This window comes from Arthrobacter oryzae (assembly GCF_030812315.1).
In the GTDB taxonomy this organism is placed as follows: Bacteria; Actinomycetota; Actinomycetes; order Actinomycetales; family Micrococcaceae; genus Arthrobacter; species Arthrobacter oryzae_B.
On record NZ_JAUSSM010000004.1, the window covers coordinates 148,398 to 168,448 of the forward strand.

The following is a 20,051-nucleotide window of genomic DNA, read 5'->3' on the forward strand; positions in this document are numbered from 1 at the left end:
GAGCCCTGGACTGCCTCACGGAGCGCCTGTCCGTCCTGCTGCAGGCAACTCGCTTACTCCACCGAACCCGCTTCGCCGGTGGGGTATCCGCTTAAGGCGCCCGAACCCTTTCAGACGACATCGGATCCGTAATTCCGGGATGTGCTTCGGGCCTCTGGGGAAGCACCAGTCCAGGACACTTTTGGAGCCGAGAAACAGTCAATCGAATAATGGCGGTCCGCGCTGATACAAATATGATCTGAAACAACTTCTGAACTCCGTGGGAATCAATACCACGCTGCGGTGTCCAGAGCTTAGGAACCGTGCGCGTTCAAATGTGCAGCAGTGGAAAGATTGATACCCCGTGATGGAATTGCTCAGCGGAGCCAGCGTAGGCACGTTCAAGAATCTTGTTTGGATCATTGCTGCCGTGATCGGCCTACTGTTCCTCGTTGGAAGCCGCGTTTCCGCTCCGCTGAAAATTGCAGCGAGGGTGGTCACCGCCCTGACGGCGGGCACGGCGGCTTTTGCCGCAGCCAACCTTGCGGTGGTCTTTTACATCCTTGCCCACCTTATGGATCCGCGCTGGTCTGTCGGGAGGGACGCAACGGTTGAGAGCCCTGAAGTGTCTGCGGGACCGTTCTTCCAGCCAATAACCGACACGCTGAATGACATCCTGGACGGCCTGACGGGCAGCGTTAACAACGTCATCGCACTGAAGAACGCCTTCCTCACCATGCCGGACTTTATTGTCGCCGCGGGCTGGGCGTCCTTTGTGCTGGTGGGTCTCGCGATCGCGAATCGCATCCTTTCCTCGATTATCGAAAAGGACCAAATGAGGCAGATCGACCGGAATACGCGGGATCTGGCTGACATTCGTGTTCAATTCGGGCTGGCCCCCTTCCAGGACACCAAGGTCGGGGCACGATGAGGTGCATACCGGAGGAGCCGGAGTTCGGCGAGGGACAGCTGGCGGAAAAGGCCGTCTGGGACGCACTGAAGAGAAGCCTTCCGGACGACGTTGTCCTGGCCCACTCCGTGCACATCCGCGACGGCCGGAATGAATACGAGATAGATCTGCTCGTCCTCTGGCCCGGAGTTGGCATGGCGGCCATCGAAGTCAAAGGCGGCCAAGTCAGCATCGCCGGCGGACAGTGGTATCAGTCGGACCGCAGCAACAAACGCAAGATACAGAGCCCGGTGGCGCAGTCACAAAGCTCACTTCATGCTCTCAAGAGCTGGCTCGAGAATCAGCTCGGTTCACGCCTGAGCAGCCGCTGCGTCTACATGGTCAGCATGCCGTACACGGAGGTGCCCAACGATTGGGCCATGGCTGGCTGCCCCCGCTCACTCATCCTGGGCCAGACCGACAGCCAGGCCCCCGCCGAGCTTGTCCGCCGGGCGATAGAAAACGAAGGTGGCGGGGCCTCCCCGCTGGCTCCGGCCTTCCTTGAGCGAATCGTCCGCAAGCTGAGCGGAAACCTGGACGCCGCCGTCGGGCATTCCGGCAATCCGCAGGAGGATGAAGACGCCCAGGACCACCTCACCGAGCGCCAGGCCGTCCTGCTGCAAGCAACCCGGTCACTCCCCCGGATCCGGTTCACCGGCGGTGCCGGCAGCGGGAAGACCTGGCTGGCCGTGGAGAAGGCCCGCCTGCTCAGCAGGCAGGGCAAACGCGTCGGCCTCTTCTGCTACAACAAGGGGCTCGGGCAGTATCTGCAGGACCGTGTTTCCGCCTGGCGGCAGGCCAAGCCCGTGTTCACCGGCGAGTTCCACGAATACGTGCGCGGGCTGGGGGTTCCGGACGGATCAGGGCAGGATTATTTCGATGTGGAGATGCCCCGCCTGCTGAAGGAACTGGCGGCAACCATGGAGCCGCACGAGCGGCTGGATGCCGTCGTCGTCGACGAAGCCCAGGACTTCGCCCCGCTGTGGTGGGACGCGCTGCTCGCCTGCACGAAGGACCCCGACGGCGGCGAGGTTTACGCCTTCATGGACGACCGCCAGGACGTCTACCGCCGGTGGGGCGGCGCGACGGCGGATCTCACCTCCGGCCCTATGGCCACCTTCGTGCCCATCCACATTGATGAGAACCTCCGCAACACCCGCAAAATTGCCGAAACGTTCAGACCCTTTGCCGGCGAGCACTTCACTCCCCGCGGCAGCACGGGATTGCCGGTCCGGGTGGTGGATTGCCCCACCGACGAGGCCCTCAGCCTCGCGGACGACTGCATAGAGGCCCTCATCGCCGAAGGCTGGGCCAACAACCAGATTGCCCTCCTGACCACCAAGGAGCGGCACCCGGTGCATCTGGACTTCTACGAGCGAGGTGCCACGGAAGACTACTGGCGCGAATTCCACGCGGGCGAAGCAGAGTTCTACGGCCACGTCCTGGGCTTCAAGGGGCTGGAACGGTCCGTGGTGGTGCTGTGCGTCAACGGCTTCAAGGACATGGACCGTGCTGCCGAGCAGCTCTACGTCGGGTTGTCCCGGGCACGGAGCCTTCTGGTCGTTGTTGGTGATTCGGGGTTGCTGGAGGAAGCCGGCGGCCGGGAGCTGAAGGTGGCGTTGTCACGGACGCAGGCGTGGAATCCGGTGCTGCAAGAGCATTAGGTGATGGTGCTCACGTTAATTGTCAGAGCCACCGCATAGTCTGCAGTCACTAGATTCAGAACCGTCCAATGGGGGATGAAATGCCAGAACTGGTCGACGCCGGGACAAGCCCGGTCATGTCGCTTCCGCAGGTGCCGGCCCAGGCTGCGCCCGCGTCAGTGCCGGCTTCTTATGACTACGCCTTTCTGTATGCGTGGCAGCAGGAGGCATTGAAGGCGTGGCACGGGAATGCCCGCCGCGGCGTAGTGGAAGCTGTCACCGGTTCCGGCAAGACACGCGTCGGCATCGCCGCCGCGTTCGAGGCAGTCCGCCAAGGCATCAAGGTACTCATCCTCGTGCCGACGGCCGAACTCCAGCGCCAATGGCTGGCGTCACTGCAGCGCGACCTGCCGAAAGCACGGCTCGGAGCACTCGGCGACGGCCGGCTCGACTCCCTCGACCACGTCGACATCCTAGTGGCGATTGTCCATTCGGCGTCCAACCGCGAGACCCTTCGCAGCCACAAGGCCGGCCTGATCATCGCTGACGAGTGCCACCGCTACGCCGCACCGATGTTCACCGGCGCACTGCAGGAAGGGTACGCCTGGCGTCTCGGGCTGACGGCTACTTACGAAAGGTCCGACGGTGAGCACGAGAACCTCCTGACGCCCTACTTCGGTGGAGTCATCTACTCGCTCTGGTATAACCGTGCTTTGAAGGATGAGGTCATCGCGCCGTTCGACATCGCGCTGGTCGGGGTTGACCTGACGCCCTCCGAACAGGTCAACTACGAGGAATTTTCCAACACGATGTCCGACGCGGCCCGAAACCTGGAGTCCTACGCCGGAATCCCCCGGAAGCCCTTTCACCAGTTCATCGCCGCGGTGGCCACCCTCGCGGGGTCGGATTCACCGAGCAGGGAGGCAACGATTGCCCGCAAGTACATGCGGGCAATGTCATCGCGGCTCGCCCTCCTGGCCGAGGCAAAGACCAAGTATCACGCTCTCGCGGCTCTGAAGCAGACGGTTGATGAGTCCCACGGCACCCTCGTCTTCACCCAGACCCAGGAGTCCGCCCGCCGGGCACAGGAGCTGTACACAGCCATGGGCTCCAAGGCCTCGGCGCTGTTCAGCGGGATGGCTAAGGACGACCGCAAGCAGGGCATGGAGGATTTCCGCAGCGGCGCCTCCCAGATACTTGCGGCGCCCCGGCTCCTCGATGAAGGCATCGACGTTCCGGAAGCCGACCTCGGAATCATCGTGGCGGCCAACCGGAGCCAGCGCCAGATGGTGCAGCGGCTTGGCCGAGTCATCCGCAAGAAGGCGGACGGCCGCGCCGGACGGCTCGTGGTCCTCTACTCCACCGGCACCGTTGAGGACCCCAACGTCCAGGGCGAGGATTTCCTCGGCAAGGTGCTGCCGTTCGCGCGCAACGTAGAGTTCTTCGACATCAAGACCGACCTGGACCGGCTGCAGGAGTTCCTCCTCAGCGAGGCAGATGTTGAGGACCTGCTGGGTGGCGAGGGCGTACCTGTGCCCCCGGGTTCGGGAGAGACCGGAGCGCCGTCCGGGGACGATGTCCCAACTGGTCCGGGGGATCAGGCTGACGAGGATATTCTGCATGCCCCGGAACCGGACGTCTTCATGCCGGCGTCCGGCGGGGACGAACTGGACGACACCGAGCCCACGCACTTTGATCTGGAAGATCCGGACTGGCCGGAAGAACTTGCCGGTCTGGAAGGCTTCAGCGAGGACGCCGTGCAGGACTACCTGCGTCGAGCAGGCCGCGCTGACCTTCTGACGGCGGAGCAGGAAGTGGAGCTCGCTCAGGAGATTGAAGCCGGCCTGTACGCTTCGCACCTTCTGGCGGACGGTGCTCCCCGCGGCCGTCGGGAATCCCGGGAACTCCGCGAGATGGCACTCTTGGGTGACCGCGCAGCCCACGCACTTCTCGAGGCAAACCTTCGGCTCGTGGTGTCCATCGCCAAGCGTTACATGAACCAGGGCATGGATTTCCTGGACCTGATTCAGGAGGGCAACATCGGCCTTCACCGGGCGGTGTGCAAGTTCGATTACACCCTCGGCTACAAGTTTTCGACGTATGCGACCTGGTGGATTCGCCAAGCCGTCACGCGGGGCCTGGCCGATCAAGGGCGCATGATCCGACTGCCTGTTCACATGGTGGAGCAGGTGCAAAAAGTCCTGGCCGCTCAGCGCGGAGCGGCTGTGCAGGGAATTACGCCGACGTATGCGGAGCTCGGACAGCTCACTAGCCAGTCAGCAGACAAGGTGGAGTATCTCCTGAGTCTTGACCGGCCGGCTCATTCTCTGGACTATTTGGTTCCCGACGGCAAGGGCGGACTGGAGCCGCTGGCAGACCAGCTAGTGGACCCGATGGATGTGGACGTCGTGGACCGCATTGAGAAGCAACAGCTTAAGGCCCAGCTCTACGCAATACTTGACACGCTCGCCGAGCGGGAAGTAGCGGTCATTGCGATGCGTTTCGGGCTCAAAGACGGCGAAGAAAAGACGCTGGATGCGATTGGAAGGGTCTACGGCGTCACCCGCGAACGTATCCGCCAGATCGAATCCAAGACGATGAAGAAGCTGCGTCATCCCTCGAGGTCTCAGGTACTGAGGGAATACCTGTCCCTTCGCGACCACAGCGAGGGCAGCGTGGCCGGGAACGATGGCGCCGAGTCGGGCTCAGACTGATGTCGGTGCCCAGGAAGCCAGCGTGGTCAGCCAAGAATACAGCAAAAGTGGACAACTATAAGGAGTTCATCGGACGCCTCGATGCCGCCAGCGCCAAACTCATGGTGCGACGCAACGGCCTGGACAAAACCTTTGAGATCCTGACTCTGCTGTTTCGGCAGAACAACACCGGCCTTCAGCTTTGGGAGGACCGGCTCAGCCGCTGTGCGGGCCTCTTGGCGGACTTTGCCGGGCGCCCCGAGCGAGAGGCTGCCGTAATGGAGCTCCACGAGATTGCGCTGAAGATGGAACCTCTCTTCAGGAACCGCACACAGCGGGTCGGCAACCGGTTAGCTGTGGTCCGCACCCGCCGCGACGAGATCAACAAATCCCTGGCCGGCCTCGAGAAGAGCAAAATGAAGCTGACGTCGTCGCGGATGCTCACGCAGGAGCGCGAAAACCTCAGCAGGGCGATCGGAGAACTTGCAGGGACGGCGGACGCAGCTGCAGTGGCAACCCCGGACCCGAGTCTGCGCAACGACCTCCAGGATGCACGGCACGCAATCATCTTGGCCGAGGCCTTACTCGAAGCGAAACGAGAGCAATGATGCCTAATGCCCAGCCGGAGCGGCGCGACATCAGCAGCTTCACCTCCGACCAGTGGAGCGGCCGGCCGGCTCAGGACGGCGGAAACATGTTCATCGGCTTCGCCCTGATCGGTGCGGTGCTGTGCCTCATCCTCATGATCTTCTTGCCCGGACTCAGAAGTTTCGGAGCATTGACTCTGTTTACCGCCGTCTTCGCCATCGTATTCACGGCTCTGTCCATCAAGGGAAAAGCCTCCGCCGAACGAAAATTCCTGGACGGCATCACCGCAAGAGTGAACGACATAGTCGTGGGGCTGACGGGAAATACTTCTCACCGGCTATCGTCTCAACAGTTCAGGGCACTTATCGAAAACGGCAAGCCCCTCCCGCTGCTCGTCAACGGTGTTCCCGGGCTGGAGCTCCAGGCAATCGGTGAGCAACCGCCAGTGCCGGCCCGGAATCCAGTGGTGAAGCGTGCGGACAACGTGGTCCGGACAACGCGCGTCGTCGTCACCGTCACGCCTCCTGATTACGGAATAACCAGCTTCGACCGTCTGCTTGCAGCCGCCGCAGAGGCAGGCAGGGACAGCGGCGCGGCACCGTCGTAGCAGTTTTGTCGGTACCCGTTGCTATGTTGTGTGAAATGTCAGGATGAGGGGGACAGCATGACCTGCAGTACTTTTCCGTCGGTGAGCGATGCTCTTGCCGAGCTTGCAGTAGTGATCAGCCGGGCCCAAACCGCGAATCCGCTCGCTCCTGTCACCGTTTTGGTCCCGTCCCATGCTTCCGGGCGGGACGTGACCCGTTTCCTAGGCAGGAGTCTCAACGAGGGTGCAGGAAGTGCGGGCATCAAGGCACTCACGCTGAAGGATCTGGCAACTGAACTCATCGCCGACGACAACGCAATTGATGGAAAACGCCCGCTCCAGCCGGTCGTCAGACTTGGAGCCGTCAGCAAGATCTTGTTTGACAATCCAGGTCTCTTCAAAGACGTTGCCGAACAGCCCGCCACAGCCCGCGCCATCGCCAAGACGGCGGAGCTGCTGGACGCCGTACCTAACCCGTCCGACCCAGCACTCCCAGAGCTCACGCATGAAGTGCTTCGGGTCCACTGGAAGGCTAAGGAAGCGCTGGGCTCGCATTGGTACACAGACCATGAAGCCTTCACTCTCGCTGGCCGCAAACTTGGAACCACAGCGGCGATGCGACGGCTTGGCACCGTCATAGGCTTCATGCTGGGCACAGAAATGCGTCCCTTCGAGTCTTCCTTCAGAAGGAACCTCGAAGAGGCCGGAATGCTAGGCATCACTGCGTCAACTACCGGGGATGACCGCACAACCCTCATGACGGCCTCCGACGCTGACGACGAAGTCCGCGCCGTCGTCCGCCTTGTCGTCGAGAGGCTGGCCGCAGGCACACCCGGCCACCGTATCGGGATATTCCACTCAGCCTCAGAGCCGTACGCCTCTTTGTTGACCCAGCGCCTCGAGCAGACGGGTATTACCTTCGTCGGTCCGGCGGCCCACCGTCTCGCGGACTCGCCGCTCGCGCGCGGCCTCCTTCAACTGCTTAAACTCGACCCGCAGGATCCGGACATGCGGGCCGTCCTGAACATCCATGCCGAAGGAACATTCGTCTGGCAGGGAGGGAAGCTACCCAGCAGCGCCGTCTGCGAAAGGCTTCATGCCAGTCCCCCGGCCGAAGACGACGCCGGTAAAGGCACCGGTGAAAAGGGATCCACCACCCGGGCCACTCAACGGGAGCAGCTCGGAACGTTGCGAGCTTTTGTGGCAGAACTTGCGGCCCGGCTTGGTCAGATCCACACTTCTGGGACCTGGGGCGAGGCGTCAGCCGGGCTAGTCCTACTCCTTGAAAGCTTCATGGGCCCCCGAACAACCACCGAACGGCCAGAAAAGGCTGCTGCCCGTGAAGCCTTGATTCAGGCCGCCTTGGAGCTCCGGCACCTCGACCGCGTCGGACCGCCACCTCACCCTTCGCTCGTCCGGAGTGCAATAGAAGACGCTATAGCCTCGCAAGGCGGCTGGACCGGGAAAAGCGGCACCGGCGTCGTCATCGGCAGCTACGCAGACGCCATAGCCAGGGACGTGGACTACCTGTTCCTGCTTGGCGCGGCGGAAGGGCTGGCGCCGGCAAGGATCAGGGAGAACCCCCTTCTTCCGGACAGCGTCCGGGCCATTCTTGGCGGCAACTTGCCCACTGTGGAGCAGCGTGCAGAAGCCAGCAGGGAACAGTTCTTCGCTGCCCTCGCTGCCGGATCCGAGCGGATTATCACCAGCCCTCGAGGCGATCTGCGCGGATCTGGCAGTTACCAGATTTCCCGGTGGATCACCGCGAAGCCTAATGTACAACTTCAGTCTTTCGCCCATGGCATCGAGAACGGCGCCCCGACATCGGCCGCGCTCCCGCCGACTGCCCAGGAGTGGAGGATGCGCCACATTCTCACAGCTGCTGACCGCGCAGCGGCGTTTAGCGAAGATGCTTCGTTGCAGCGCGCACTCGCCGCCACCCGGGACCGGCGCGATGGCATTTTCTCCAGGTTCAACGGCAACCTCGGCGCCCACGCCGGAACCATCGTTGACTCCGGCAAGGCGTTGTCCCCGACCCGTCTCGAGGACTGGGTGACAAGTCCGTTCAGCTACTTCCTGAAGCATGTTCTTAAGGTGAGCATTTTGGAGGACGTCGAACTGGAGGTTCAGATTTCGCCACAGCAGCGGGGCATCCTCGTTCACCAGGTGCTGGAAGACTACGTCCGCAGCATCACACAAGAAGGGCTTCCGCCATCCTCGAGCCGCCTCAGGGAAATGGCCGACACCGCCTTTGCGGAATTCGCCAACCCGGCGTGGCTCAGTCACGTCTGGGAACGTAACCAGGCCATGATCCGCCAAGACCTGGAGCGGGTCTTGGCTGAGGATGATGCAAGGTCCGCCGAAGGCTGGAGCTACCTCGCGGAAGAGGCCAGCTTCGGGCCGGAGGACACCGACAGCTATCCGCCGGTCGAGCTGACCCTTAACGATGGCACTGTGGTCCGGTTCCGGGGAAAGGTGGACCGGATCGACTGGAATGTCGACGGCACCGTCAAGGTCATCGATTACAAGACTGGCAAGGCCGACAAATTCAAGCCGCTCAGAAACCATCCCACCGCAGAGGGCACCCGGTACCAGCTTCCGGTCTACGGCCTGTTTGCACGGACGCTCGAGGACCCTCAGTCGCCTGTCGCGGCCGAGTACTGGTTCATCTCCAAGGCCGGCGACTTCGCCAAAATCGGCTACGACGTGACTGACGACGTCATTGAGCAGCTGCGCACGGACGCGGGCCTCATCATGTCGGCACTGCGGAACGGGATATTTCCCCCTCGGCCCGAGTCTGACCGCTATGTCAACTTCACCACCATGATGGGGGCCCAGGAGCTTGGCCAGCAGTGGCTAAAGCTTCAAAACGCCCACGAACTTCAGCCCTATGCCCAGCTTCTGAAGGCGGAGAAATGAAAACCGAAGTCCTGGAACTCGTAGACCAGACCGACCGCACGCTGATCGAGCAAGAGCTCGAAGCTAATATTTTCGTCGAAGCGGGCGCGGGCAGCGGCAAGACTCACGAACTTGTGGAGCGCATCTGCGCAATGGTGGACGCCGGAGTGGAACTGAAGAGCGTCGCCGCCATCACCTTCACGGAGAAAGCGGCGGGTGAGCTGCGGGAACGGGTCCGCCGGCAGCTGAACGAAGCAAGCCCCACGGAGCTGCGCCGGCGGGCACTGGACCAGCTGGACACTGCTCCCATCGGCACCATCCACTCTTTTGCGGCGCGGATCATCAGCGAACACCCGATAGAGGCCGGGGTTCCGCCCCTGATCACAGTGGTGGACGAGCTGCGGTCCCAGATTGCGTTCACACGACGATGGGAAGCGGCCCGGCAGAAACTCTTCACCGACCCGTCCATCGACGACGCCCTCCGCATCCTCCTCGCCGTCGGCGTTTCCTTGGACCACCTGCAGAACGTGGCGGCCGACCTGGACGCCAACTGGGACCGGTTGGAGAGCCACCCTCCCCGGAAGCGCCATATCCCCGCGGTGAACCTGGGCCCGCTCCTGCGCCAGACTTCCGAAGTCCTCGCACACGCTGACCACTGCACGGACCCCGCCGACAAGCTACTCACCGCATTCGAACACATCAAGAGCTGGCACGGCCGCCTGGCCGAGGCCGAAACCGGCGAGCTCGGCCTCGTCCTAGAGCTCCTGCATTCTGTTCCGCAGAAGGGCCTCAGCGGCGGACAAAAAGGCAACTGGTCCGTCAACGTCGCCGACGTAAGGAGCTCCTGCAAGGACCTGGCCGAACAGGCGACAGCCCTGCGCAACAGCTTCGTCCAACCTGCCGTCGAAACGGTCACGGCCGCCATGGCTGAAGTACTCGTTCAGGCTGCACGCGAACGCCAGCACAGCGGTGAACTCGAGTATCATGACCTCCTCATCCATGCCCGCGACCTCCTCGTCGGCGATGACAAACAAGCCGTCCATGCGGCCCTCCACAATCGCTACCGCTGCATCATGCTGGACGAGTTCCAGGACACGGACCCGATCCAGGCCGAGCTGGCAACCCGGATTACAGCCGAAGAAGTCTGCGGACCCGATGGCTGGGAGCAGCTAAGCATCCCTCCGGGCCGGCTGTTCACCGTCGGCGATCCGAAGCAGTCCATCTACCGTTTCCGCCGGGCCGACATCGCCACCTACTTGGGTGCCCAGCAGCGCTTCTCCGACGACCAAAATTCGAAAATCGCGTCGCTCCAGACCAACTTCCGGTCAACCGGAAGCCTCCTCGAGTGGATCAATGCCACGTTCGGGCAGCTCATTACGCCGAGCGGCACCATTCAGCCTGAGTACCGCCCGCTGACGCCCGATCCCCTGCGCCCGGAGTGGAGCGACGAACACGGCCCGGCTGTCTCAGTCATCGGCCGCGCGGGCGCTCAGCCCAGCGAATCGGGAAAGGTCTCCGCTGACGACATGCGCCGGCAGGAGGCAGCCGATGTTGCTGCCGCGATTAGAATCGCGACCGGCACCGCAGGGTTGCCGGCCTGGCAAAAACAAAGCAAACGGTCCGGCGGTTTCGACTCCTCCCCGATTCAGCTGAAGGACATTTGCGTCCTGATCCCCACCCGCACGTCCCTTGCCGCCCTGGAGGATGCGCTGGACGACGCCGGCATTGAGTACCGGGCCGAAGCATCGTCCCTGGTCTACTCGACACAGGAGGTCACCGACCTGCTGCTCGCGTTGCGGGCAATCGCAAATACGGCGGACGAAGCTGCGCTTGTGCTGACCCTTCGGTCGGCGGTGTTCGGCTGCGGCGATGATGAACTGTTCGAATGGAAGCAGGCCGGAGGCCGATGGAACATCTTCTCCCCCGCGCCGGACGCGGCCAACGACTCACCCGTCGCGCACTCCCTTCAGTACCTTGCGGCCCTGTGCCGTGACATCGAGGTGCTGACGCCCGCTGAACTTATGGAACGGCTTGTTACCGACCGGCGCATGCTGGAGGCGGCAATTGACGCCCCCCGCTACCGCGACGTCTGGCGCAGGCTCCGCTTCGTCATAGACCAGGCCCGGGCTTGGACGGAAGCCACGCATGGCGGCCTGCGCGACTACCTCGTGTGGGCCGGCGTGCAGCAGGAGGAGAATTCGCGGGTCAAGGAAGCTGTGGTGCCTGAAACCGACGTCCAGGCCGTACGGATCATGACCATCCATGCCTCCAAGGGCCTGGAATTCCCCATGGTGATTCTGGCCGGCACCGGATCAGGCCCTAACAACCAGAAGGCCGCAGCTCTTTGGGATCAAAGCGCACAACTCCAAGTGCACTTCATTAGTGACATCCGGTCGGCTGGATATGGCACGGCGGAGGAAGTCGAGAAGCAGTTCGACGACGCCGAGCGCCGCCGCCTGCTCTACGTCGCCTGCACGCGTGCGGAAAGCCACCTCGTGGTCTCCCACTACGTGAACGCCAAGAACAGCCTGGGCCAGTTCCTCAAGGATGCAGCCGAGGCAAGTTCAGCACCGGATCTGGAAATTCCGGAGGACATGCCAGGACAGGCGAAAGTAACCCGAGACGTCCGGCCAGTAGAAACGTTCTCCGCCTGGCAGCAGGAACGCGAGACGTGGCATAGGGCCTCCGCAATGGCGTCGTCCACTTCTGTCACCGCGATTGCAAAGGGCACGGAAAACGGACTGGCAGGAATAGAAACGGATGGGGCAGCACGGTTTGTGAGCCTGGAAGAGGCCGGAAAGATGCCGTCGTTCGCTGAGCCTGGCGGGGAGCATGGCACGGACTTCGGCACCGCCCTGCACCGGCTGTTGGAACTGAGCGACCTGCAGGAGACCGAGAACTTCGGTTCGCTGGCCGGGAGTATCGGCGGCGCAGCCGGCCTCGAAGATCCCGCCGGCCTCGCAGACCGGGCCCGCTCAGCCCTGAGGAGCACGCCTGTTCAGCGCGCGGCTGGCAGGGAGCATTGGCTGGAGCTGCCCGTTGTCACGTCCGTCGACGGCATGACATTGGAGGGCATCATCGACCTGATGTACCGCGAGGACAATGGGACGTTCGTGATCGCCGATTTCAAGACAGACATCAGCGTCACGCAGGAGAGGTTGAGCTCATACTGGCGCCAGCTTTCTACCTACGCCCGCATGGTGGAGCGCATCACGGGACAGACTGTAAGCGAACTCGTGTTGATTTTCTGCCGGGCAGGGGAAGCCGAGGTCCTGCGTCAGTCTCGGCAGAGTAAAGCCGACGACGACTTATAGATTGCCGGGTGCCGTCTACCACCAGCGGTGCCGGCACTCGGCACTCTGGCAAGCCCACTTCGGCAAGCCCCACTCAACGTGGCCAGTCGCGGGATAGATACGCTGTTCATCCATCATGACGCAACCAGCAAATTCCGCCTTCGGGTTTTGCTCGACTGTGTCACGCATGACCATGCCGTAGATGATGCGCCAGGATTCGTGCCCGCAAATCGGGCAACTTCTTGTCGCAGTAGCTTTCCTTGTCTTTCCTGATTCAGCCATACCGACAAAGTAGCCGCCACCGCGGACAATTCAGACAATTACAAAAAGTTCTCAGCGCTGAGCGCTTTTTGTAAAAAGAGCTTCCCTTAGGCCGTCAGCAGCTCAGTGGCGTATTTGTTCAGCGGCACTCCGTGATTGGCGGCCTCAATCGCCAGCCTCCGGTGAAGCTCGGGGGGTACCCGGAGGTTAAGCCTGCCGCTAAACGTTTGGGTCGCTATTGGTTGCGGCACGGGTTCGCCGGACTGTTTAAGTTCCTTGATGACATCGGAAACCAATCGTTCAACACCGCGGAGAGCCTCGAACTGATCCTCGTCCAGCCACGACAGCGAAGGGAACTCAAAAACAGTGGCAACGAACTCCTGGTCCTCCGGCGACCACTGCACCGAGTATCGGTACTGCGCAACCGGGGATGGAACAGTTGCTTTTCGAGTGGACATCTACTTCTCCTTACTGCGATCGATAGCGGCTATGGCTTGCTTCACCTGGTACGGCTTGGCCTTGCCATGCTTGTTCTGCAGATTGATTCTGGGATCCCCGGCCCAGGGCATCCTGAATACTGCATTGTGGCTCCCAGAACCTGACCTAGGTTCGCCAAAATAGTGAGTGCAAAGTTTGAGCATGTCGCTGTAGGAGACGTTCTCAGGTGAGTTTCTAGCTTGCTTTTCGATCTTGTCGATGCTTGCCACACAACCCATGGTGCCACTTTTGGCACCAGATTTTCAAGGTGCCCTTGGCCGATTGGTGGATGATGCCCGCGCCGCCTCCCATAGGGCTGACGGCAGTTACTTACAGCCGCCTTTGCCGGAACATCGGGAACAGCCCCCGCACCCGTGACACCGTCTCAAGAGAGACATCCACCGCCCGCACTCCAGGCTCCAGTCCGAGATCGGCTTCCACAACTCCCATAGGATCAACCAGCACGCTCCGCCCCACCGAGACCGGCGGAGCCTGGCACACCCCTGCCACATAAACGCTGTTCTCGATGGCGCGCGCCGCGTTCAGCGCCAGCCACTGCTCGGTCTTGTGGGTGCCCGGCACCCACGACGAGCAGACCAGCAGCACCTGGGCGCCGGCGTCGGCCAGTGACCTGGCCAGCTCCGGGAACCGCAGGTCGTAGCAGGTCATCAGGCCGAAGCGCGCTCCCCCGTGCTCGAACACCACCGGGCTGGTCGACGGACCCGGCTTGATGAACGTCGACTCCCCGAAGCCCTGCGCGTCGAAGAGGTGGATCTTCCGGTAGACGGCCAGCCGGTCGCCGTCGGGCCCGAATGCCACCAACGTGTTGTAGGCCTTGCCCGACTCCTCCGAGGTTTCCACCACGCCCGCCACCAGCGCGATGCCGTGGCGGCGGGCGATACCGGCGAGTTCCTGGCAGACGGGACCGTCCAACGGCTCGGCCATCTCCGGGAATGTGGCGTCCACCTTCTTCTTCTCATAGGTGGCGTACTCCGGGAAGGCGACCAGCGTGGCGCCGTCGAGCGCGGCCTCGGCGGCGAACCGGTCGATCGCGGCGAGGTTGGCCTGGATGTCGGTGCCCGACTCCAGCTGCCCGAGCGCTATCCTCACAGTTGTTCCTTCCCTTCCGTCAGCCCTGCCCGGGTCAGGCCCCGGCCCGAGACACCGGCTCAGGCGGCCGCCTCAACCGTCGCCTTTTCCGTCGCCGTCATTTCCGGCGGCGCCGCCTTGAAACCGCGCGTGATCAGGGCCAGGACCACCACGCCCAGCACCAGCCAGGACACTCCCAGCGTAATCGCGTTGCTGTCCAGCTGGGAGAGCAGGTAGGCGCAGATGATGGCCCCCACCACCGGGACCACCACGTAGGACACGGGGTTCAGCTGGTGCCCCGCACGGCGCTGGCGAACGTAGTGGAACACCACCGATGCATTGACCAGGGTGAAGGCGGTGAAGGCGCCGAAGTTGATGAACGAGGTGGAGGTGGCCACATCCAGGAAGATCGCGATCAGTCCGATGATGCCGGTGACGATCAGGTTCACCACCGGGGTGTGGAACTTGGCGCTGAGCCGGCCGAACACCGCCTTGGGCAAGACCGAGTCCCGGCCCATCGCGTACAGCAGGCGGGAGGCGCTGGCCTGCGCCGCGAGGCCGGAGGCGAACTGCGCCACCACCAGTCCGGCGAGGAACACGGCCCCGAACAGCTGCCCGCCGATCTGCAGGGCGATGGAGCTGGCCGCGGAGGCCGAGTCCTCGAACACTCCGCCCGGGTGGACCAGCTGAGTCACGTAGGACACGGCCACGAAGATGCCGCCGCCGATCAGGGCGATGAGCATGATGGCGCGGGGCATGTTCTTGCGCGGGTTGATGGTCTCCTCGGTGAGGGTGGTGACGGCGTCGAACCCCAGGAACGAGTAGGCGGCAATGGCGGCGCCGGCGGAGATGGTGGCGAGGCTGGAGGTGTCGTTGAAGAACGGCTGGGTGCTGGCCAGGCCGCCGGCGCCGGAGGTGGACACCACGTTGCCGATGGAGAGCACCACAAAGAACACGATGACCAGCAGCTGGAATGCCATCAGCACGTAGTTGGCCTTGTCCGCCACCTTGATGCCCAGGATGTTCAGCAGTGTGGTGATGAGGATGAAGCCCACGATCCAGAGTCCGATGGGAATCCCGGGGAACTGTGCCGTCAGGTAGGAGCCGCCGATGAGCCAGATGACCATGGGCAGGAAGAGGTAGTCCAGCAGGATGGCCCAGCCCACCAGGAACCCCACCCTTGGATCGATGGACCGGCGGACGTAGGTGTAGGCGGAACCGGCCACGGGGTACGCGATGGCCATCCGGCCATAGCTGTGGGCCGTGAACAGCATGGCGACCATGGCCACCAGGTAGGCGGCCGGCGATGCCCCGCCGGTGGTTTCGGCGATGATGCCGAAGATCCCCAGGACGATCAGCGGGGTCAGGTACGCCAGGCCGAACAGGACCAGGCTGGGCAGTTTCAGCGTGCGGGTGAGCGTGGGTGAAGTTGTCACGGGTGGTTCCTTAGGCGTTGAAGGACTGGGGAGCCCAGGTGGCGGGGCTGATCCGGCCCTGGTACACGGGCAGTTCGACGGTGTCCTCGCCGTCGCGGAACTGGGACCAGGGGCGGTTGAGGTTCTCGGTGCCGTGCGTACGGACGTGCTCGACGGCGGCGAGGTCCAGTTCCGCGGTGAGCAGCACCGGCGCGGCGTCGGGGGCCTCGGCGAGGGTGTTTCCCTCCGGGTCCACGATGATGCTCAGGCCCTTGCCGGTGGGACCGGCGCAGTTGACGCTGACCACAAAGACCTGGTTCACGATGGCGTTGGCCTTGGCGAGCACCAGCTCCTGCCGGCGGTCCGGCGTCGTGGTTTTCACGACGTTGAGGATGACTTCGGCGCCCATCCAGGCGAGCTGGCGGGAGACCTCCGGGAACCACGCGTCGTAGCAGATGTTCAGGCCTACCCTGCCGACGCCGGCCAGGTCCACGGTGGTGAACCGGTCGCCGGGGTCGTAGGGCTCGAACGGGCGCCAGGGGAAGACCTTGCGGTAGTAGCCGGCCAGTTCTCCCTGCGGGGACAGGACCAGCTGCGTGTTGAACAGCTGCCCTTCCGGGCCGCGCTCGCAGACGCTGCCCGGGACCAGCCAGATGCCAAGGTCCGCGGCGAGCTGCTGAAGCTCCTTGACCCGGGGGCCGTCCAGAGGCTCCGCGGAAGCCTGCAGCATTTCGGTGCGCTGCTGGTCCGGCTCGGCGTCCGCGAACAGATGCAGCTCGGGGAAGACCACCAGTTTGCTGTGCGGCTGGACGGCGAGGGTGGCTTTGACCTCGTCCGCGAAGGCCGAGACGGGTTCACCGATGAGCCGCGGCCGGGCCTGGGCCGCGATGAGGGGAAGGATGCGTTGCATGGTGTTCTCCACGTTGGGGATGTGATCTGAGCTATATTAGATCAGAATGATCCAATTATGGGAAGGGGTGGGTTTGGGCCGTAAAGTAGCGGATATGACCCGTCAGTTGGAGGACACCGCCGACTCATCACCCATCGGCGCCGCCAGGCTGGCCGGAATCGACCGGCGCAGCGCCATTGATGCCGTGCGGCTGCGGATCGGCATGGCGATTTCGCTGGGGCTGCTGAAACCGGGCGAGCGTCTGCCCGACCAGGAGGATGTGGCCCTGGGCCTGTCGGTCAGCCCGATCACTGCCCGCCGCGCGCTCGCGAGCCTGGCGGAGCAGGGCGTGGTGGTACGACGCCGCGGCCGGGCCGGCGGAACCTTCGTGGCGGACGAGCCTCCGCGGGACGTGCTGGCCGAACTCGTGGCTTCGCCAGCGGAGTCGCAGGCTGTGAACCGCCTGGTGGACCGGAGGCTGCTGTTCGAATGCGCGGTGACGCACTACGCGACGCTCAACGCCACGGCGGAGCAGCTTGATGAGCTCGACCGGCTGACCCGCGACATGGCAGAGTCCGCGGACTGGTCGGACTACCACCAGGCAGACGAGCAGTTCCACCAACTGGTGGGCACCGCATCAGGGATGGGCACCGCCGTCGAGATTTACCACGAGGCGCTGGCCGAGCTCTACGAGTACTTCATCCCCTACCCCATCGAACTGCTGCACAAGTCGAACTGCGACCACGTGGCCCTGGTGGCGGCGCTGCGTGCTGGCGATGTCCAGGAGGCGGTGGAGGTCTCGCGGAAGCACGTGGACGTGCTGCACCGGACGATGTTTATGGGTCTGACGGAGGGTGGGTTAGACCGCTAGGAATGTGCATATTAGGCACTATTACCTGGCCATACGCGGCATGTCGTTTTTAGAGGTCGTGGGGACAAATTTCAGTGCCCGCCAGCTCAGGCCTTCCCTGTCCGTATGAGCGGTCGTCGTCGCTGCCGGCCCAGACCACACCGCCTCCGGGGCAGGGCGTCACATCGAACGCCCGGCCATCACGCTGCGCCCGCAGGTGGCGCCCGTCATCCTCGACCACTTCCCAGCCTGCTGCCGGCAGCGCTGCCCGATAGTGCTGCAACACATCGACGTCTTCCGGGAGCACAAACCAGCGGGTACAGCCGGCGACGCCACTCATGCCGCCGCCACCCTTAAAGTGGCCGATGTGCTCGATGGAATCGAACACCTGCTGGGACTCACGGTCTGCGGAGGCCATGGGCTCGTCGGTGCCCTCGGTCACGCATTGCGGAGCGGAAACAAATTGTTTCTCCATCTTCTGACCCAGCGCCGCAGGGGTGACCGCGAACATCCCGATCAGCATGAGGACCGGGATTGCCACGGCCGTCAGCCGCATCCACCGTCTTGTCGAGAGCATGAAACCGATCAGCGCAACCACCACGACCAGACCGAGCGCCAATCCGGAGGGACCAGACGTCAACCCCCACGTGAACCCCTCGAACGCCGTATCGGTGACACCGCCGTACATTGCCATGAAACCGTAATGGACCAGCACAGCCAGCAGAGCCAGTCCTGCCCCAATGACGAGCAGCACCGCGGCAGAGACGGCTCGGCCAGTCACGGGCATGGCTCATTGTAGGCCCGCTTCGCCACATGTCAACAGGGAAGGTGCCGACTACTTTAGTTGCGGGTCAGCCGGCCTGCTACACGTTCTAAGTGTCGGCCGATGTCGATTGCGGCCCGGTCCTCGAGATAGGCGCGAAGACCTGAAAGCCTGCCGGCAGACCGGCCGAGTGCGCTCCGGTCCGGCAGCCTTCAGTTTCCTCTGAGCAACGCAATGATCTCGTCGTGAAGCCTTTGGTCGGCGGGTCCGAGGCCGTCAAGGACGTCCTGGATACTCAGGGTCGACTGACGGACCTCCTTGACGCTGGACAGCGTAAGGAACAACCGCGAATAGTCCGCCTGGCCAGATTCGACCGTTCGGGTCCAGCTCGGATCCCGTTCGTTGGCAAACCACGCGGACGGCCCGAACTTGAGTTGGAGCCTCGACTGGCCCGAGTCGTTCGATTCTTCTTCCACGTCGATGTTGACGGTCCACTGGTATATCCCCGCCAATCTCGCGTCGATTCGGCGCACAAACCCCTCGCGCCGAGTCGCGTTGAGTTGGCGTCTGAGCGGTCCTTCGCTGAAGGCGCTGAGTCGCCCCTTGACTCGCTGGAGGAGGTCGCGGCCCTCGCCAAACCGTTCCCTCGCTTGCACCGCAAGATCATCAGCAAAGCGCTCGGCGGCTACTTCTTGCGGCTGCTCCTGATATCTGCGCACCTCCCCGGTATCACACATGGCAACAACGAAGTTGAGCACTTCCTGATCACCCACGCGACCCCTTTTCCTAACGAACTTACGGTGCAACTGCTCGATGAACGCGTAGGCATCAGGATTCTTCCGCTGGTAGGCTCTGTCGCCACCGACGTGTTCCAGCAGTCGCTTAGCCAACTTGCCATACGTGAGGACCGCGGCGTTCTCCCACCCCATGGTCTGCAAGGACACATCCTCATCGCGAGACAAGAGCACGACGGCACCATGCTTGCCGTCCCGGACGCTGAATGCCAGGTAACCGCTGTAACTGTGACCGTGGCCGTCAGAGGTGAAATAGTTCTCGACGACGACGACCGCAGCTTCGCTCTCAAGGACAAGGTCGGCGATGTCCGCTCCCGACCCGCCCACCGAGGTGTTCACCTCCTGACGCACCAAGTAGCTGCCATGCGGAAGCGGTTCACTCCCCACCGAAACCCGGTTCAACTCGTCGATAAAGATCCGCAGGAAACGGTCACCCAGGTTGTGCGTCTGCTCGGGGTCCAACAACCACCTGAATACATTCGAGATCTGCTTCTCGTGGAGTCCGTGGTGCATGACGTCAAACACGTTGAAACCCAGATCGAGGGACCTGCCAAGCACTGGCAGGAGCCCAGTTACCAAGTCATCTGACACGACATCATCCCCCGAGCATAGACGTGAAGGTTAGATGGAGGACGGCGACGCTGCGAAACCCCCACATGGCTATAGCTGGGAACTTTACATGGAATTTAGATTCAACCACGTCAGGTAGCAGATTAACGTGTTGTTTCCGTTACCCACCCTCGCCTCATGGTTCGTTGTGTCGCTGCTTCGGCGAGCGACGTTGTCACCAATCATGATGCTCAAAGTTTCTGTGGCCAGACCCCGGCCCGGTGGAGCTCCGTCACAGCACGCGAGTGATGGTCGTTGACGCGATGCGGCGGTAC

15 protein-coding genes are annotated in these 20,051 nt (G+C 62.9%); 8 read left to right on the forward strand and 7 right to left on the reverse strand.

The features are described from left to right. Positions 1 to 343: 343 nt before the first annotated feature. The 7 genes from J2S97_RS09870 (at position 344) to J2S97_RS09900 (ending at position 12,650) form a co-directional block, all read left to right on the forward strand. Entirely contained in the window at positions 344 to 910 is a 567-nt protein-coding gene (locus tag J2S97_RS09870; RefSeq protein ID WP_307048850.1) for a hypothetical protein, read from the forward strand. After that, on the forward strand, positions 907 to 2,592 hold the full coding sequence (locus J2S97_RS09875; protein ID WP_307048852.1) for a nuclease-related domain-containing DEAD/DEAH box helicase: 1,686 nt from the start codon (positions 907 to 909) through the stop codon (positions 2,590 to 2,592). Before J2S97_RS09870 ends, J2S97_RS09875 begins: the two co-directional genes overlap by 4 nt. 80 nt (positions 2,593 to 2,672) lie before the next feature. After that, positions 2,673 to 5,285 carry a sigma-70 family RNA polymerase sigma factor gene (locus tag J2S97_RS09880; RefSeq protein ID WP_307048854.1) on the forward strand — a complete coding sequence of 871 codons (2,613 nt, stop codon included), beginning with the start codon at positions 2,673 to 2,675 and terminating at the stop codon, positions 5,283 to 5,285. Positions 5,286 to 5,332: 47 nt separating this feature from the next. After that, on the forward strand, positions 5,333 to 5,872 hold the full coding sequence (locus tag J2S97_RS09885) for a hypothetical protein (RefSeq protein ID WP_307048856.1): 540 nt from the start codon (positions 5,333 to 5,335) through the stop codon (positions 5,870 to 5,872). Further along, positions 5,872 to 6,459: a hypothetical protein gene (locus J2S97_RS09890; protein ID WP_307048858.1), complete on the forward strand. Its 588-nt coding sequence runs from the start codon at positions 5,872 to 5,874 to the stop codon at positions 6,457 to 6,459. Before J2S97_RS09885 ends, J2S97_RS09890 begins: the two co-directional genes overlap by 1 nt. A 57-nt stretch (positions 6,460 to 6,516) precedes the next feature. After that, positions 6,517 to 9,357 carry a PD-(D/E)XK nuclease family protein gene (locus J2S97_RS09895; protein WP_307048860.1) on the forward strand — a complete coding sequence of 947 codons (2,841 nt, stop codon included), beginning with the start codon at positions 6,517 to 6,519 and terminating at the stop codon, positions 9,355 to 9,357. After that, on the forward strand, positions 9,354 to 12,650 hold the full coding sequence (locus J2S97_RS09900; RefSeq protein WP_307048861.1) for a UvrD-helicase domain-containing protein: 3,297 nt from the start codon (positions 9,354 to 9,356) through the stop codon (positions 12,648 to 12,650). The genes J2S97_RS09895 and J2S97_RS09900 overlap by 4 nt, the downstream gene beginning before the upstream one ends. Before the next feature lie 347 nt (positions 12,651 to 12,997). On the opposite strand, the gene J2S97_RS09905 is transcribed toward J2S97_RS09900, so the two are convergent. The 5 genes from J2S97_RS09905 to J2S97_RS09925 all read right to left on the reverse strand — a co-directional run bounded on the left by J2S97_RS09905 (position 12,998) and on the right by J2S97_RS09925 (position 16,781). Beyond that, positions 12,998 to 13,348 carry a type II toxin-antitoxin system HicB family antitoxin gene (locus J2S97_RS09905; protein ID WP_307048864.1) on the reverse strand — a complete coding sequence of 117 codons (351 nt, stop codon included), beginning with the start codon at positions 13,346 to 13,348 and terminating at the stop codon, positions 12,998 to 13,000. Then, positions 13,349 to 13,597, reverse strand: a complete 249-nt coding sequence (locus J2S97_RS09910) for a toxin HicA (protein WP_307048867.1) — start codon at positions 13,595 to 13,597, stop codon at positions 13,349 to 13,351. Positions 13,598 to 13,697: 100 nt separating this feature from the next. Next, entirely contained in the window at positions 13,698 to 14,477 is a 780-nt protein-coding gene (locus tag J2S97_RS09915) for a carbon-nitrogen hydrolase family protein (RefSeq protein WP_307048869.1), read from the reverse strand. 59 nt (positions 14,478 to 14,536) lie between these two features. After that, positions 14,537 to 15,892, reverse strand: coding sequence for an APC family permease (locus tag J2S97_RS09920; protein ID WP_307048871.1), 1,356 nt, complete (start codon positions 15,890 to 15,892; stop codon positions 14,537 to 14,539). Positions 15,893 to 15,902: 10 nt separating this feature from the next. Further along, positions 15,903 to 16,781: a carbon-nitrogen hydrolase family protein gene (locus J2S97_RS09925; protein WP_307048872.1), complete on the reverse strand. Its 879-nt coding sequence runs from the start codon at positions 16,779 to 16,781 to the stop codon at positions 15,903 to 15,905. Positions 16,782 to 16,875: 94 nt separating this feature from the next. On the opposite strand from J2S97_RS09925, the gene J2S97_RS09930 reads away from it, so the two are divergent. Further along, entirely contained in the window at positions 16,876 to 17,631 is a 756-nt protein-coding gene (locus tag J2S97_RS09930; RefSeq protein ID WP_307048874.1) for a FadR/GntR family transcriptional regulator, read from the forward strand. A 49-nt stretch (positions 17,632 to 17,680) separates the two neighbouring features. Here J2S97_RS09930 and J2S97_RS09935 read toward each other — a convergent pair whose 3' ends face one another. After that, positions 17,681 to 18,391 carry a hypothetical protein gene (locus tag J2S97_RS09935; RefSeq protein WP_307048876.1) on the reverse strand — a complete coding sequence of 237 codons (711 nt, stop codon included), beginning with the start codon at positions 18,389 to 18,391 and terminating at the stop codon, positions 17,681 to 17,683. A gap of 194 nt (positions 18,392 to 18,585) precedes the next feature. Continuing rightward, positions 18,586 to 19,758, reverse strand: a complete 1,173-nt coding sequence (locus J2S97_RS09940; protein ID WP_307048878.1) for a PD-(D/E)XK nuclease family protein — start codon at positions 19,756 to 19,758, stop codon at positions 18,586 to 18,588. Positions 19,759 to 20,051: the final 293 nt, after the last annotated feature.